This window comes from Streptomyces sp. NRRL F-525 (assembly GCF_000716605.1).
In the GTDB taxonomy this organism is placed as follows: Bacteria; Actinomycetota; Actinomycetes; order Streptomycetales; family Streptomycetaceae; genus Streptomyces.
In genome coordinates this window covers 1-13,484 of record NZ_JNXE01000057.1, presented here as the reverse complement: position 1 = coordinate 13,484, position 13,484 = coordinate 1, and the positions used below count along the sequence as shown (strand labels likewise).

Here is a 13,484-nt window from a genome sequence, read left to right as displayed (position 1 = left end):
CGCCGGGCGGCGGAGCCTACGGAGGCCCGCCAGCGCCCTATCGAGGAGGAACGACAGCGTGACCTACGTCATCGCGCAGCCTTGTGTAGACGTCAAGGACAAGGCGTGCATCGAGGAGTGCCCGGTCGACTGCATTTACGAGGGCTCACGGTCCTTGTACATCCACCCGGACGAATGCGTCGACTGCGGAGCCTGTGAGCCGGTGTGCCCGGTCGAGGCGATCTTCTACGAGGACGACACTCCCGAGGAGTGGAAGGACTACTACAAGGCCAACGTCGAGTTCTTCGACGAGCTCGGCTCCCCGGGCGGCGCCAGCAAGCTGGGCCTGATCGAGCGCGACCACCCCTTCGTCGCCGCGCTGCCGCCGCAGAACCAGTAAGAGCGGCCCGCGCAGACGCGCCGCCTCGGTCCCGTACGGCCTGATCACGCCCGATCAGCGCCCTACGGGGCCGAGGCGTTTGCCGTGGCGGCCGTACCGAAGAAAGTGAGCGAGTAACCGTGTCCGCAGTCACCGACCGCCTGCCCACCTTCCCCTGGGACAAGCTGGAGCCGTACAAGAAGACGGCCGCAGCACACCCGGACGGCATCGTCGACCTGTCGGTCGGCACCCCGGTGGACCCGGTTCCCGACCTCATCCAGAAAGCGCTGGTCGCCGCGGCCGACTCGCCCGGCTATCCGACGGTCTGGGGCACACCGGCTCTGCGCGACGCGATCACCGGCTGGGTGGAGCGCCGCCTGGGCGCCCGCGACGTGACCCACCGCCACGTCCTGCCGATCGTCGGCTCCAAGGAACTCGTCGCCTGGCTCCCGACCCAGCTGGGCCTCGGCCCGGGCGACCGCGTGGCCTACCCGCGCCTCGCGTACCCGACGTACGAGGTCGGCGCCCGCCTGGCCCGCGCCGAGTACGAGACCTACGACGACCCGACAGAGCTGAACCCCGAGGGCCTGAAGCTCCTCTGGCTCAACTCCCCGTCGAACCCGACCGGCAAGGTCCTCCCCAAGGAGGAGCTGACCCGGATCGTCGCCTGGGCCCGCGAGCACGGCATCCTGATCTTCTCCGACGAGTGCTACCTCGAACTGGGCTGGGAGGCCGACCCGGTCTCGGTCCTCCACCCGGACGTCAACGGCGGTTCCTACGACGGCATCGTCGCGGTTCACTCCCTCTCCAAGCGCTCGAACCTCGCCGGTTACCGCGCCGCCTTCCTCGCCGGCGACCCCGCGGTCCTGGCCCCGCTCCTGGAGATCCGCAAGCACGGCGGCATGATGACGTCGGCGCCCACGCAGGCAGCGGTGGTGGCGGCCCTAGGGGATGACACTCACGTCCAGGAACAGCGCGAGCGCTACCTGACCCGCCGCACGGCCCTGAGGGAGGCTCTCGTCGCCCACGGCTTCCGCATCGAACACAGCGAGGCCAGCCTGTACTTGTGGGCAACGAGGGACGAGTCCTGCTGGAAGACGGTGGCCCACCTGGCCGACCTGGGCATCCTCGTAGCCCCGGGCGACTTCTACGGAGAGGCCGGCGAAAATTTCGTACGCGTGGCCCTGACGGCTACGGATGAGCGAGTCCGCGCAGCCGTAAACAGGCTCAGCTGAAGGCCTTTTGCTTTTAGGGGCGCGAGGAACTGCGCGACCAGCCCCCACCGACCGTCAGTCGACGAACAACCGAAAAAGGGGTCCAGGGAAACTCCCTGGACCCCTTTAACGCAGGCACACTCAGCCAAGCGGCAGACCCTTGAGCGGCAGTTCCTGCGCCGTGGGCAACCCACCCTTGGTGACCGCGTCCGTAGGCAACCCGCCACCCGACGTCGCCGTCTTCGCGGTCTCACCAAGCAGACCCCCGGCCTGCCCAGCCGTGTCCCCGGCAACATGCTGCGCAGCCGGAGCCACGGTCTTGGCAACCTTCCCACCGGTCTTCCCGGCGGCCGGCACCGCCTTCTCCAGCGTCTGGCCACCGGACTTACCGGCGACCCCCGTGACATTCTGGCTCGCGCCGTCGACCGTGTTGCCGACGCTCGCCCCGTCCAGGGCGGTCAACGCGCCCAGGTTCGGGGTGGCCGGCAGGGAGGGGGCCGCACTGGCGGAGCCGGCCGCACCGACCCCGGCTGCCGCTCCCGCTGCGACGAGCAGCGCGGCACGGGCGATCCGGCGGGTCAGGGGGAGGGACATGATGCTCCTTGTGTTGATCTCCGGGCTCGGACGCAGTGACTACCGCTCGAAGCGCGCGAAGGTTGCGGAGCGCCAACGTAAAGAGTTGGCAATGCGTCGCATTATCAGCTACGGATAAAAACGGACAAAGAGCGCCCGGTGTGAAAGCCCGCCAAATGCTCACAGCCCTTTGTTTTCAAGGACTCTGGCGCACGCCAGGGTGACCGCACGAAAACCTGAGCACACCCGGACCGGCATCGACCACGCATAACCCGTACGGGTGATGACCCGTACGACTGCCCGGTCACCGCCCCGCGGCTACTTCTGCCCGCCCTGCCGCTCGGTCACTATCCGCACCCCGCCGGAGGCGTTCGTCGCGGTCGAGTGCCACGGGTCGTCCGCGCTGCCGGCGGCCCACTCGCGGCCCGCGTACGACACGCGCTCGATGTGCAGCACCGAGGAGTTGGCGACCGCCCAGTGCGCGAGCTGCCACCCGGTCCGCGTGCTCCCGGACCGCACCGGCAGGGTCACCGTGCTGCTCCCACCGCTCGCACTCGCGCTGGGAGACGGCGTCGACTTGGCCGTCGACTTGGCCTTGGAGGCAGACCCGCCGGTCACCTCGGCGCCCGTCTCCTTCAGCACCGTGCGCCCGAAGTCCCGTACCAGCGCGGCCCGTACGGCGTCCGGGCCGACGGCCGCCTGTGTGGTGTCCGGGAGGCCCTGGCAGGTCAGCGTGGCGGCCGCCTGCCCGGTGAGGGCGGCGGACAGCAGCGTGGCCTCGGGCTCGTGCTTGGCGTACGCCTCCGGGAAACCGCTGCGCTGCACGCGCTGGGCGGCGACGGTGAGGGGCAGCTTCTGGTAGTCGTCCACCTTGGCCAGGTGCTCGTAGAAGACGCCCGCCGCGTACGTCGGGTCCAGGATCTCCTTCTTGGTGCCCCAGCCCTGCGAGGGCCGCTGCTGGAACAGGCCGAGCGAATCCAGGTCGCCGTGCTGGATGTTGACCAGCTGCGACTCCTGGAGGGCGGTCGCGAGCGCGATCGTCACGGCCCGCTCCGGCATCCCGCGCCCGGTGCCGACGGCGGCGATCGTCGCCGCGTTCATCGTCTGCTCCTGCGAGAACTCGTACGCCTGGCCGTCGTCCTTCCCGGAGACCACCTTGCAACCGGGCCCGCCCCGGCCGCCGGTGACGTACTGGACGACGAGATAGCCCGCGACCGCGAGCAGCACCACGAGCGCCGAGGAGAACCGGAAGAGGCGGCCGCGTCGACGCTTCTTGGGGGTGGGGGACTGGAGCATCCCCACAAGGTAGCGGAGGCTCCTGTTACCGCTGCGCCGGGTGTGGATAACTTGTGTGCAGACCGATCGGGTTAGGGTCGACGCCATGGCCGACACCGCACTTGACCTCACGCTGGACGCCGCACGGCTCACCGCGCAGCTCGTCGACTTCCCCTCGGAGAGCGGCACCGAGAAGCCCCTCGCGGACGCGATCGAGACCGCCCTGCGGGCCCTGCCGCACCTGACGGTCGACCGGTACGGCAACAACGTCGTCGCGCGCACGAACCTCGGCCGTACCGAACGCGTCGTCCTGGCCGGCCACATCGACACCGTCCCGATCGCCGACAACGTCCCCTCGCGCCTCGACGAGAACGGCGTCCTGTGGGGCTGCGGCACCTGCGACATGAAGTCCGGGGTGGCGGTCCAACTCCGCATCGCGGCAACGGTGTTGACCCCCAACCGTGACCTCACCTTCGTCTTCTACGACAACGAGGAGGTCGCCGCCCACCTCAACGGCCTCAAGCACGTCTCCGAGGCCCACCCCGACTGGCTGGAGGGCGACTTCGCGGTCCTCCTGGAGCCGACGGACGGGCAGGTCGAGGGCGGCTGCCAGGGCACGCTCCGGGTGTTCCTGAAGTTCAAGGGTGAACGGGCGCACTCCGCGCGCGCGTGGATGGGCTCCAACGCGATCCACGCGGCCTCGAAGGCGCTGGCCAAGCTCGCCGCGTACGAGCCCCGCACACCCGTCGTGGACGGCCTCCAGTTCCACGAGGGCCTCAACGCGGTGCGCGTCGAAGGGGGAGTGGCCACCAACGTCATCCCCGACGCGTGCACCCTGGTTGTCAACTTCCGCTATGCGCCCGACCGCAACGAGGAGGAGGCGGAGGCCTTCGTACGCGACTACTTCGCCGACTGCGGGGTCGACGAGTTCGTCGTCGACGACCACACCGGAGGGGCCCGCCCCGGCCTGACCCACCCGGCCGCCGCGGCCTTCATGGCGGCCGTCGGCGGCGAGGCCCGCCCCAAGTTCGGCTGGACGGACGTGGCCCGCTTCAGCGCGCTCGGCGTGCCCGCGGTGAACTACGGCCCCGGCGCCCAGCTCCTCGCCCACAAGGTCGACGAGCGGGTGGAGGCGGCCCTGATCCCCGAGGCCGAGCGGCGGCTCGTGGACTGGCTGACGGGCTGACATCCGTACGTCCCCCCGCTGTAACCCGCGTAGACCTACGCTGAGGTGGAAACACCTGCAAGTGGAGGGAGCGCACATGGCTACAGGCAACCCCGAGGGCAAGCAGCAGCCACCGGAGGAGCAGCGCCTGGGACCGGTCCTCCGGCGGCGCGGCCAGGTGACCGCGAGCACGACCGACCAGCGCCTCCTGGACGCGGGCGGCCCCTCGGACTGGGTCCACACCGACCCGTGGCGCGTCCTGCGGATCCAGTCGGAGTTCATCGAGGGCTTCGGCACCCTGGCCGAACTGCCGCCCGCGATCAGCGTGTTCGGCTCGGCCCGCACCAAGCCGGACTCACCGGAGTACGAAGCGGGCGTACGCCTCGGACGCGCCCTCGTGGAGGCCGGGTGGGCCGTGATCACCGGCGGCGGCCCCGGCGCCATGGAGGCGGCCAACAAGGGCGCCCTGGAGGCCAAGGGCATCTCCGTCGGCCTCGGCATCGAGCTGCCCTTCGAGCAGGGCCTCAACGCCTACGTCGACATCGGGCTGAACTTCCGTTACTTCTTCGTCCGCAAGATGATGTTCGTCAAGTACGCCCAGGGCTTCGTGGTCCTCCCCGGCGGCCTCGGCACCCTCGACGAACTCTTCGAGGCCCTCACCCTCGTACAGACCCAGAAGGTCACCCGCTTCCCGATCGTCCTCTTCGGAAGCGAGTACTGGGGCGGCCTGGTCGACTGGCTGAAGAACACGCTGATCGCCCAGGGCAAGGCGTCGGAGAAGGACCTGCTTCTGTTCCATGTCACGGATGACGTGGAAGAGGCGGTCGCGCTGGTGTCGAAGGAAGCCGGCCGCTGACTCTGGCTTTGAACTCCGGCCGGCAATTCCAGCCCGTCCGGCGTTTGAGGACGAGGCCGTTCAGGCCGATGCGGGGGTCTGGGGGCGGCCGCCCCCAGGGATGGGACGGGTAGGGGCGGCGGGGGCGAAAAAACCTACGCCAGCCCCCGCCTGCCCACCGCCGGAGGCCGATGCCCAGCGATCGACGCCACCATGTCCAACACCTGCCGCGTCTCCGCGACTTCGTGCACCCGGTACACCTGCGCACCGAGCCACGCAGACACGGCCGTGGTCGCGAGCGTCCCGACTACCCGCTCCTTGACCGGCTTGTCGAGCGTCTCGCCCACGAAGTCCTTGTTGGACAGCGACACCAGCACGGGCCACCCCGTGGAGACCATCTCCCCGAGCCGCCGAGTCGCCTCCAGGCTGTGCCGCGTGTTCTTCCCGAAGTCATGCCCGGGATCGATCAGCACGGACTCCCTGGGGACCCCGAGTTCCACGGCCCGCTCGGCGAGCCCCAGGGTCACGCGCAGGATGTCGCCCATGACGTCGTCGTAGGCCACCCGGTGCGGCCGGGTCCGCGGCTCCGCGCCACCGGCGTGCGTGCAGACCAGCCCGACCCCGTACCGCGCGGCGACCTCCGCGAGCCGCGGATCGACGCCGCCCCACGCGTCGTTCAGGAGATCCGCGCCGACCTCGCAGACGGCCTCGCCGACCTCGTGCCGCCAGGTGTCGACGCTGATGATCACGTCGGGGAACCGCCGCCGCACCTCGGCCACGAAGCCGACCGTGCGCCGCGCCTCCTCCTCGGCGGTGACTTCCTCGCCGGGTCCGGCCTTGACCCCGCCGATGTCGATGATCGCGGCGCCCTCGGCCACCGCCTGCTCCACGCGCGCGAGGGCGGGCTCGTCGCGGAACGTGGCCCCCTGGTCGTAGAAGGAGTCCGGGGTCCGGTTCACGATCGCCATGATCACCGGCTCGTGCGTGTCGAATTCACGCCTGCCCAGCCTGAGCATCCCCTGTGACCTCTCCTAGTACGTACCGGTCTTCAGCCGCCTGTGACCCTAACTGTCAGCGTCGCATGGCACGATCGGACCCTGACACATTCGGCTTCGGCACGTCCGACATCGACGCCCGTGGAGACCTCAGAGATGTTCATGTTCCTGTTCCTGGTCGTCGGGCTCGCCGTCGTGGTCGGCGCCGTGACCCTCTCGGTGATCGGCGGCGGCGAGAGCGCCCCACTGCCCGACGCCACGCCCGAGCGCCTCGACGACCCGCTGCCCCCGGACCGGCCGGTGAACCACGCCGACATCGAGACCCTCCGCTTCCCGCTCGCCGCGCGGGGCTACCGCATGGCCGAGGTGGACGACGCGCTGGGCCGCATCGCCGCCGAACTGGCCGAGCGCGACGCCCGGATCGCCGACCTGGAGCACGCGCTCGCGGGCGCGCAGGCCAGCGCCCACGTCTCCATGCAGAAGCCGGTCGAAGGCGACCAGCAGTGACCGAGGGCGGGGCCGTCGCCGGTCCGGACGGCGCGCTGCGCTGCCCCTGGGCACTCTCCACGGAGGACTACGTCGCGTACCACGACGAGGAGTGGGGCCGCCCGGTCCACGGCGACGACGCCCTCTACGAGCGCCTCAGCCTGGAGGCCTTCCAGTCCGGCCTCTCCTGGATCACGATCCTGCGCCGCCGCGAGGGCTTCCGGGCGGCGTTCGCGGGCTTCAAGATCGCGGAGGTGGCGACCTTCACGGACACCGACCGCGAACGCCTCCTCGCCGACACCGGCATCATCCGCAACCGCCTCAAGGTCGACGCGACGATCGCCAACGCGCGCGTGCTGGTCGACTGGGCGCCGGGCGAGCTGGACGACTTCATCTGGTCCCACGCCCCGAAGCCGGGCCCGGCCCCGAAGACTCTCGGGGACGTCTCGGCGGTGACGGCGGAGTCGACAGCCCTGTCGAAGGCCCTGAAGAAGCGGGGCTTGAAGTTCGTGGGGCCCACGACGGCGTACGCCCTGATGCAGGCGTGTGGGTTGGTCAACGACCACCTGAAAACCTGCGCGGCGAGAAGCGCCCCTTAAGGGGCGCGGGGCTGTGTCGATTTGCGGCTCCGCCGCGTGAGCGCGACCAGCCCTCACCGGGCCCGCACTTTGAGAACTCAGCGCCCCAGGTACTTCGGCTTCTCCTTGTTGACGAAGGCCTGCACAGCGATCGCGTGATCCTCCGACGCGCCCGCCCAAGATTGCAGTTCGTCTTCTTTCTCCAGCGTCTCCTCAAGGGTGTGCGTCAGCCCGAAGGCAACGGCCTCCTTCAGCGCCGCGTAAGCCACCGTCGGCCCGTCCGCCAGCTGCCGGGCGACCTTCTCCGCCTCGGCGTGCAGCTCGCCAACAGGGACGAGCCGGTTGGCGATCCCGAGGTCGTACGCGTCCTGCGCCTTGATCGTCCGCGGGAACAGCAGCAGGTCGGAAGCGCGCCCGGGACCAACGACCCGCGGCAGCGTCCAGGAGATGCCGGAGTCCGCGGTCAGGGCGACCCCCGCGAAGGACGTGTTGAAGCCGGCCGTGTCCGCCACGACCCGGTAGTCCGCGGCCAGCGCGAGCCCGAAACCGGCGCCCGCGGCGACCCCGTTGACCCCGGCGACGACGGGCTTGGCCATCCCGGCCAGCGCCCGCACGATGGGGTTGTAGTGCTCCTTCACCGTGGTCATCGTGGCCCCGGTCCCGGCCTCCCGGTCGGAGGCCAGCAGCGTGATGTGCTCCTTCAGGTCCTGGCCCACGCAGAACGCCCGCTCCCCGGTCGCCGTCAGCAGTACGGCCCGTACGGCGTCGTCGGCCGCCGCGGACTGGACCGCCTCCCGGAGGGCGACCTTGGTCGCGATGTTCAGCGCGTTCATCGCCTCGGGGCGGTTCAGCGTGATCGTCGCGAGTCCGTCGGTCACCTCGTAGAGCACGGTGTCGGCCATGGCGTATCCCCTCGGGTGTCGCGGCTCCGGCGTACCGGTCGGTACGCCGTACGTCCGTAGGACAGCATGGCGGAGATCACCGTCCACGACCCGGACCGGACGTGTGACCTGCGTCAAAGAATTCTGGGCAGGATCGGGTCGGCCGGGGTCCGCGCGGCGGCGAAGTATCGCAGTCACATCGGCGAATTGAGTGGTTTTGCTCGCGCGCGTTGCCCAAGCGATGCCGACTGATGTTGGTCATCGGGTCCTGAGATGCGGGATAATGGCTTGGAAGCAATGTGTTCGATGCCGGTGACGCGTGTCTCATTAGGGGCCGCGCGTGCCCTCCATGGGGCCGTCGGCGACGATGAGCTGGTTTCAGGAAGGGGAACGAGCATGGCGGCCATGAAGCCGCGGACGGGCGATGGCCCGCTCGAGGTGACCAAGGAGGGGCGGGGCATCGTCATGCGCGTTCCGCTCGAAGGCGGCGGGCGGCTCGTCGTCGAGCTGACCCCTGACGAGGCCGACGCGCTGGGCGACGCCCTCAAGAAGGTCGTCGGCTGACGCGGCGGAACGCGACCATACCCCTTCAGTTGCCCCGGCACCCGAGACGGTGCCGGGGCAGCTGCTTTCCCGGGCGGTGCCTACGGGGTCAGCGCTTGACGGCGCAGAGCAGGCCGTCGCCCACCGGGAGCAGCGACGGCACCAGCTCCGGGCTCTCGCGCACGGCGCGTAGCAGCTCGCGCAGGCGGAGGACTTCGGTGGGCTGGGGGCCCGAGTCGACGGTGCGGCCGTTGGCGAAGACGCCTTCGAAGACCACGAGGCCACCCGGACGCAGCAGGCGCAACGATTCAGCGAGATAGTCCAGGAACTCCAGCCGGTCACCGTCGCAGAACACGAGGTCGTAGCCCGCGTCCGCGAGCCGGGGCAGCACGTCCAGGGCGCGGCCCGGGATGAAGCGGGCCCGGTTGCTGGCGAAGCCGCACGCGCGGAAGGCCTGGCGGGCGAACTGCTGGTGGTCCGGCTCCGGGTCGACGGTGGTCAGTACCCCGTCCGGCCGCATGCCGTACAGAAGATGCATTCCGGAGACGCCCGTCCCGGTTCCGATCTCGGCCACCGCTTTCGCGTCCACGGTGGCGGCGAGCATCCGCAGCGCGGCGCCCGTGCCGGGCGACACCGAGCGCAGCCCTGCCTCGCGGGCCCGGTCACGGGCCCAGCGCAGTGCTTCGTCCTCGGCGACATAGGCGTCGGCGAACGCCCAGCTCGTCTGCCGGTTGCCGGTAATGACCCTCTCCTGTCCCCGTGGTTGCCTGGGCGTGACTGTATCCGTTGGTGCCGGGAACCTGCTGATGGGACCGGGCGTTTAGAGAGGGAGGAATGCACTCGGGGACGCGACCGGAGGGAAGGGCGGGGGATGACGATGGATCAGGTCGTCGAGCTGGACGTCGAGCAAGGTCACGAACATCGGCCCGCACCACCGCCAGGTCGGTATGAGCGTGTATCAAATTCTCGTAAAACCGCTTATCCGGAGCTAACGGGCGAGGTGGCTATGGTAGGGGCTCCACTGGACACCACCAGAGCCGACAGGGGAGGTGCGGCTGTACCTGTGGATCGGGGAGGAGTGCTCCGGCGCTTTCTCGGATCGGCGGGCAGGCCGAAATCCGTGAACGACACCGCTGCTGACCACAGCCACGCCGCTGACCATGCCCAGACCGCGACCTTCTCCACCGACGCGGACGGGCAGGCGTGGACTCCGCCCACCTGGGAGGAGATCGTCAGCACCCACAGCGGCCGTGTGTACCGGCTCGCGTACCGCCTGACGGGGAACCAGCACGACGCCGAGGACCTGACGCAAGAGGTCTTCGTCCGGGTGTTCCGTTCGCTGTCGACCTACACGCCCGGCACCTTCGAGGGCTGGCTGCACCGCATCACCACCAACCTCTTCCTGGACATGGTCCGCCGCAAGCAGCGCATCCGTTTCGACGCGCTGGGGGAGGACGCGGCCGAGCGACTGCCCAGCCGCGAGCCGTCACCCCAGCAGGTCTTCAACGACGCGCACTTCGACGCCGACGTCCAGCAGGCCCTGGACACCCTCGCCCCGGAGTTCCGGGCGGCGGTCGTCCTGTGCGACATCGAGGGTCTCTCGTACGAGGAGATCGCCGCGACCCTGGGCGTCAAGCTCGGTACGGTCCGTTCCCGGATCCACCGCGGCCGCTCCCAGCTCCGCAAGGCCCTCGCGCACCGCTCGCCGGAAGCACGGGCCGAGCGCCGTTCCTTCGTGGCGCGTGTGCCCGCGCTGGGGGGAGGGGGCGCGACCGCGTGAGTGGATCACGTCCTACGCCTGCGGAGCAGCATCTGGGAGACCGACTTTCCGCCCTGGTGGACGGGGAGCTCGGTCATGAGTCGCGCGAGCGCGTACTGGCGCACCTGGCCACCTGTACGAAGTGCAAGGCCGAGGCCGACGCGCAGCGCCGACTGAAGAACGTGTTCGCGGAAATGGCCCCACCGCCCCCCTCCGAGAGCTTCCTGGCCCGACTGCAGGGGCTTCCCGGGGGTGGCGGTGACACGGACGGCGAGGAGCCGCCCGGCGGGGGACTGTTCGCCGCCGGGATCGGCGTCTTCGGCGTCAAAAGAGACGGCCCGCTCGACGCGTTCGAGTTCGGCTACGTCCCCGCGGGCCCGCATGCCGCTACGGCCCTGACCCCTTCGTCGCCGTCCCGGTCCGCCGCCCGCGAAGGCTTCCGTATCCATGACGTCAGCCGACACGACACCGACCGCTCCGCCTCGCGCGGGATGCGGTTCGCGTTCGTCGCCGCCGGGGCGGTCTCGCTGGCCGCGATCGCGCTGGGCGGGGTGGCCACGGTCGCGCCGGGCGACACGGCCGCGGAAGCGCGGGGCGGTACGGGTGTGACTCCGGCGCGTACGCAGGGCACGGGCGCGGCGACCACCGACGCCGGGCGCCGCCGCGGGGTCGGCCCCCTGCTGGCCCAGGGCACGAGCCAGCGCTCGATGCTCGGCGACACGGCGGTCCCGACCTCGGTCTCCGCCCCGCTGCTCCCCGGAGTGCCGTCGCCCTCGGCGGTCCAGGGTGACGAGGTCCTGCACACGTTGACCGCGCCGGTGATGGCCGGAGCGGCGGTCATGTCCCCCCTCATACGCCCGCTCAACGCGACCCCGCCGGTCGCCCTCACGTCGTGGTCCACGGCCCCCGAGGTCATGGCCCCGGGCCTGCTCCGAGCACCGGCCCCCGACGCCACCTCGTCTCCCTCTTCCACCCCCTCGTTCCCAGCCCACCCGCTCCACTGACCGGCCTCTGCGCCACAGCCCGCGAACCTGGTTGAATCCGGGGAGTACGGGGTGGCGCGGGCAGTTGTGGGGGGACGGGAACCATGGACGAGGGGACGCCGGAGCGGGGCCCTGCGAGGACGAAGTGGTGGGCTCGGGGGCGGGGCCCTGCGGTGCCGGTTGTTCCGGTACCGGGTATGGCTGAGGCGCAGGGTGCGGCACCGGGGGCTTTGGGTGATACCGGGGTCCGTGTCCGTGGGGTTGGCGTCGACGGGGATGCCCGTGCGGATACCGAGGGTGCCGGGCATGTCGGGGATGCCGACGGGGACTTTGCGTTGCGGCCGCCGAGTGTGTTGCGGGGAGCCGGCGATGGGGACTTCGAGTTGGGGGCACCTGCTGAGGGGCTGAGCGGTGAAGTGGCTTCCGGTGGGGGTGACTTCGAGCTGGAGCGGCCTGTGTCGGGGGGCCTGGCCCGGGGTGCGGCTGAGGACGTCGGCGGTGACGTCGAGTTGGGTCGGCCTGGGGGTGGGGCTCCAACTGGCGGTGCGGGTGCGGACGTTGACGGCGATTTCGAGTTGGGGCGTCCCGTCGCGGGGCCTTCGGCTGCTGGTGCGGTGGTAGGCGCTGGCGGTGGGTTTGACTCGGGGCGTGGTGTTCCGGAGGTCCCGACTGGCGGTGTGGCTGCGGGTGTTGACGCCGACTTCGAGTTGAGTCGCCCTGTGTCGGGTTCTCCGGACGGCGGTGTGGTCGTGGGCGAGGGCGGTGACTCAGTGTTGGACCGGCCCGTGATCGAGTCTTCAACTGGGCTTGCGGCAGAGGGCGTTGGTGTCCAGCCGGGTCATTCGGTCTCGGGGGCCCGGGCTGACGGGGCGGTCGTAGAGGCCGACGGTGACTTCGAGTTGAGCCACCCCGTGCCGGGTTTCCCGGCCGGCGGCGTGGCCGTAGACGCCGACGGTGTTTCCGAGGTGGATCACCCCGGGTCGGTCTCCCCGACCGGGATCGCGTCTGTGGGCGTTGGCGCTGAGTTCGGGCCGGGACCTTCCGAGGTGGATCACCCCGGGTCGGTCTCCCCGACCGGGATCGCGTCTGTGGGCGTCGGCGCTGATTTCGGACCGGAAGCCTCCGGCCCCGTACCCCCGACGACTCCCAGTGAGGTCCTCCCGCGCGCCGATCGGCCCAAGCCCCTGCACGACCCCGACCCCTACAGCACCCCGCCGTACGGCGAGCCGGGGCCCTGGGCGCCCGCGCCGCCTGTTCAGCACCCTGCGGTCGCTTCTGCTCCCGGTGTGGCCCCACAGGCTCACACAGCAGCTCCTGGCACTCCAGTCCCGCTGGTCCCGTACGGCGCTCCCGCGTCTCCGGGCACTTCTGCACCGTCTCTTGCGGATACCGCGCCTCCCGGTACGCCCGCCCCGTACTCCGCTCCCGCGGCTGCTGACACTCCTGGGCCGCCGTTCGCCGACACCGTGCCTCCAGGCATCCCCGCACCACGTATCGCCGACGCCTCAGCCGCCAGCGCCTCCGGGCCCTCCGGCACGGCTCCGGCGTCCCTCGCGACCCCTGCGCCCGCGTTTGGCGCCGACGCCTCAGCCGCCAGCGCTTCCGCGCCCTCCGGCACGGCCCCGGCGTCCTCCGCTCCCTCCGCGCCTACCGGCACCCCCGCGCCCGCGCTCGGCGCCAACGCCTCAGCCCCCGGCATCTCCGCACCCCCTGCTGCAACCCCGGTGCCCCTCGCTCCCCCCACACCACCCCTCTCCAACGCCTCAACCCCCGCACCCCTCACCCCCGTTGTCCCTGTCTCTTATACACATCTGACGCTGCCGACGAAGGCTTAGGTGT

At 70.6% G+C, this 13,484-nt stretch carries 16 protein-coding genes; 10 read left to right on the top strand and 6 right to left on the bottom strand.

Annotated elements, in window-relative coordinates; all coding sequences use genetic code 11:
* Positions 1–58 precede the first annotated feature (58 nt).
* On the top strand, positions 59–379 hold the full coding sequence (fdxA, locus tag OO69_RS44990) for a ferredoxin (RefSeq protein WP_019058397.1): 321 nt from the start codon (positions 59–61) through the stop codon (positions 377–379).
* Between the two features lie 119 nt (positions 380–498).
* Positions 499–1,593: a bifunctional succinyldiaminopimelate transaminase/glutamate-prephenate aminotransferase gene (locus OO69_RS44985; RefSeq protein WP_033286805.1), complete on the top strand. Its 1,095-nt coding sequence runs from the start codon at positions 499–501 to the stop codon at positions 1,591–1,593.
* Positions 1,594–1,713: 120 nt separating this feature from the next.
* On the opposite strand, the gene OO69_RS44980 is transcribed toward OO69_RS44985, so the two are convergent.
* Together OO69_RS44980 and OO69_RS44975 are read right to left on the bottom strand one after the other, a co-directional pair.
* Positions 1,714–2,166, bottom strand: a complete 453-nt coding sequence (locus OO69_RS44980) for a hypothetical protein (RefSeq protein WP_033286804.1) — start codon at positions 2,164–2,166, stop codon at positions 1,714–1,716.
* 297 nt (positions 2,167–2,463) lie between these two features.
* Positions 2,464–3,441, bottom strand: coding sequence for a hypothetical protein (locus OO69_RS44975; RefSeq protein ID WP_051801745.1), 978 nt, complete (start codon positions 3,439–3,441; stop codon positions 2,464–2,466).
* An 85-nt stretch (positions 3,442–3,526) separates the two neighbouring features.
* Between OO69_RS44975 and dapE the strand changes: the two genes are divergently transcribed.
* Positions 3,527–4,606, top strand: coding sequence for a succinyl-diaminopimelate desuccinylase (gene dapE, locus OO69_RS44970; RefSeq protein WP_033286803.1), 1,080 nt, complete (start codon positions 3,527–3,529; stop codon positions 4,604–4,606).
* Positions 4,607–4,682: 76 nt separating this feature from the next.
* Positions 4,683–5,441, top strand: coding sequence for a TIGR00730 family Rossman fold protein (locus tag OO69_RS44965; RefSeq protein WP_033286802.1), 759 nt, complete (start codon positions 4,683–4,685; stop codon positions 5,439–5,441).
* Between the two features lie 134 nt (positions 5,442–5,575).
* Here OO69_RS44965 and folP read toward each other — a convergent pair whose 3' ends face one another.
* The gene (gene folP / locus OO69_RS44960) at positions 5,576–6,436 is read right to left on the bottom strand and encodes a dihydropteroate synthase (protein WP_033286801.1); all 861 of its coding nucleotides are present in this window, start codon (positions 6,434–6,436) and stop codon (positions 5,576–5,578) included.
* A gap of 135 nt (positions 6,437–6,571) precedes the next feature.
* On the opposite strand from folP, the gene OO69_RS44955 reads away from it, so the two are divergent.
* Positions 6,572–6,922, top strand: coding sequence for a DivIVA domain-containing protein (locus OO69_RS44955; RefSeq protein ID WP_033286800.1), 351 nt, complete (start codon positions 6,572–6,574; stop codon positions 6,920–6,922).
* A complete protein-coding gene (locus tag OO69_RS44950) occupies positions 6,919–7,500 on the top strand; it encodes a DNA-3-methyladenine glycosylase I (protein WP_033286799.1) in 582 nt (193 codons plus the stop codon). Before OO69_RS44955 ends, OO69_RS44950 begins: the two co-directional genes overlap by 4 nt.
* 77 nt (positions 7,501–7,577) lie before the next feature.
* Here OO69_RS44950 and OO69_RS44945 read toward each other — a convergent pair whose 3' ends face one another.
* Entirely contained in the window at positions 7,578–8,381 is an 804-nt protein-coding gene (locus OO69_RS44945; RefSeq protein ID WP_033286798.1) for an enoyl-CoA hydratase/isomerase family protein, read from the bottom strand.
* A 375-nt stretch (positions 8,382–8,756) separates the two neighbouring features.
* On the opposite strand from OO69_RS44945, the gene OO69_RS50995 reads away from it, so the two are divergent.
* Entirely contained in the window at positions 8,757–8,924 is a 168-nt protein-coding gene (locus tag OO69_RS50995) for a DUF3117 domain-containing protein (protein WP_003966491.1), read from the top strand.
* An 88-nt stretch (positions 8,925–9,012) separates the two neighbouring features.
* Here OO69_RS50995 and OO69_RS44940 read toward each other — a convergent pair whose 3' ends face one another.
* The gene (locus OO69_RS44940; protein ID WP_078652869.1) at positions 9,013–9,711 is read right to left on the bottom strand and encodes an O-methyltransferase; all 699 of its coding nucleotides are present in this window, start codon (positions 9,709–9,711) and stop codon (positions 9,013–9,015) included.
* A 270-nt stretch (positions 9,712–9,981) separates the two neighbouring features.
* Here OO69_RS44940 and sigE point away from each other — a divergent pair, with 270 nt between their 5' ends.
* The 3 genes from sigE to OO69_RS52245 all read left to right on the top strand — a co-directional run bounded on the left by sigE (position 9,982) and on the right by OO69_RS52245 (position 12,266).
* A complete protein-coding gene (gene sigE / locus OO69_RS44935; RefSeq protein ID WP_019072074.1) occupies positions 9,982–10,683 on the top strand; it encodes an RNA polymerase sigma factor SigE in 702 nt (233 codons plus the stop codon).
* Entirely contained in the window at positions 10,680–11,666 is a 987-nt protein-coding gene (locus OO69_RS44930; protein WP_033286796.1) for an anti-sigma factor family protein, read from the top strand. The genes sigE and OO69_RS44930 overlap by 4 nt, the downstream gene beginning before the upstream one ends.
* Before the next feature lie 390 nt (positions 11,667–12,056).
* Positions 12,057–12,266 (top strand): hypothetical protein, encoded by a 210-nt coding sequence (locus OO69_RS52245; protein WP_158713499.1) that lies wholly within the window; start codon positions 12,057–12,059, stop codon positions 12,264–12,266.
* A gap of 176 nt (positions 12,267–12,442) precedes the next feature.
* On the opposite strand, the gene OO69_RS52240 is transcribed toward OO69_RS52245, so the two are convergent.
* Complete coding sequence (locus OO69_RS52240; protein WP_158713498.1) at positions 12,443–12,619, bottom strand: hypothetical protein; 177 nt, start codon at positions 12,617–12,619, stop codon at positions 12,443–12,445.
* Between the last annotated feature and the right edge of the window lie 865 nt (positions 12,620–13,484).

What these genes read in the sequence shown, in the direction of transcription:
- OO69_RS50995 (WP_003966491.1), top strand. Translation starts at nt 8,757, where the DNA reads ATGGCGGCCATGAAGCCGCGGACGGGCGATGGCCCGCTCGAGGTGACC.
- OO69_RS44975 (WP_051801745.1), bottom strand. Translation starts at nt 3,441, where the DNA reads ATGCTCCAGTCCCCCACCCCCAAGAAGCGTCGACGCGGCCGCCTCTTC.
- folP (WP_033286801.1), bottom strand. Translation starts at nt 6,436, where the DNA reads ATGCTCAGGCTGGGCAGGCGTGAATTCGACACGCACGAGCCGGTGATC.
- OO69_RS44980 (WP_033286804.1), bottom strand. Translation starts at nt 2,166, where the DNA reads ATGTCCCTCCCCCTGACCCGCCGGATCGCCCGTGCCGCGCTGCTCGTC.
- OO69_RS44965 (WP_033286802.1), top strand. Translation starts at nt 4,683, where the DNA reads ATGGCTACAGGCAACCCCGAGGGCAAGCAGCAGCCACCGGAGGAGCAG.
- OO69_RS44955 (WP_033286800.1), top strand. Translation starts at nt 6,572, where the DNA reads ATGTTCATGTTCCTGTTCCTGGTCGTCGGGCTCGCCGTCGTGGTCGGC.
- dapE (WP_033286803.1), top strand. Translation starts at nt 3,527, where the DNA reads ATGGCCGACACCGCACTTGACCTCACGCTGGACGCCGCACGGCTCACC.
- OO69_RS44945 (WP_033286798.1), bottom strand. Translation starts at nt 8,381, where the DNA reads ATGGCCGACACCGTGCTCTACGAGGTGACCGACGGACTCGCGACGATC.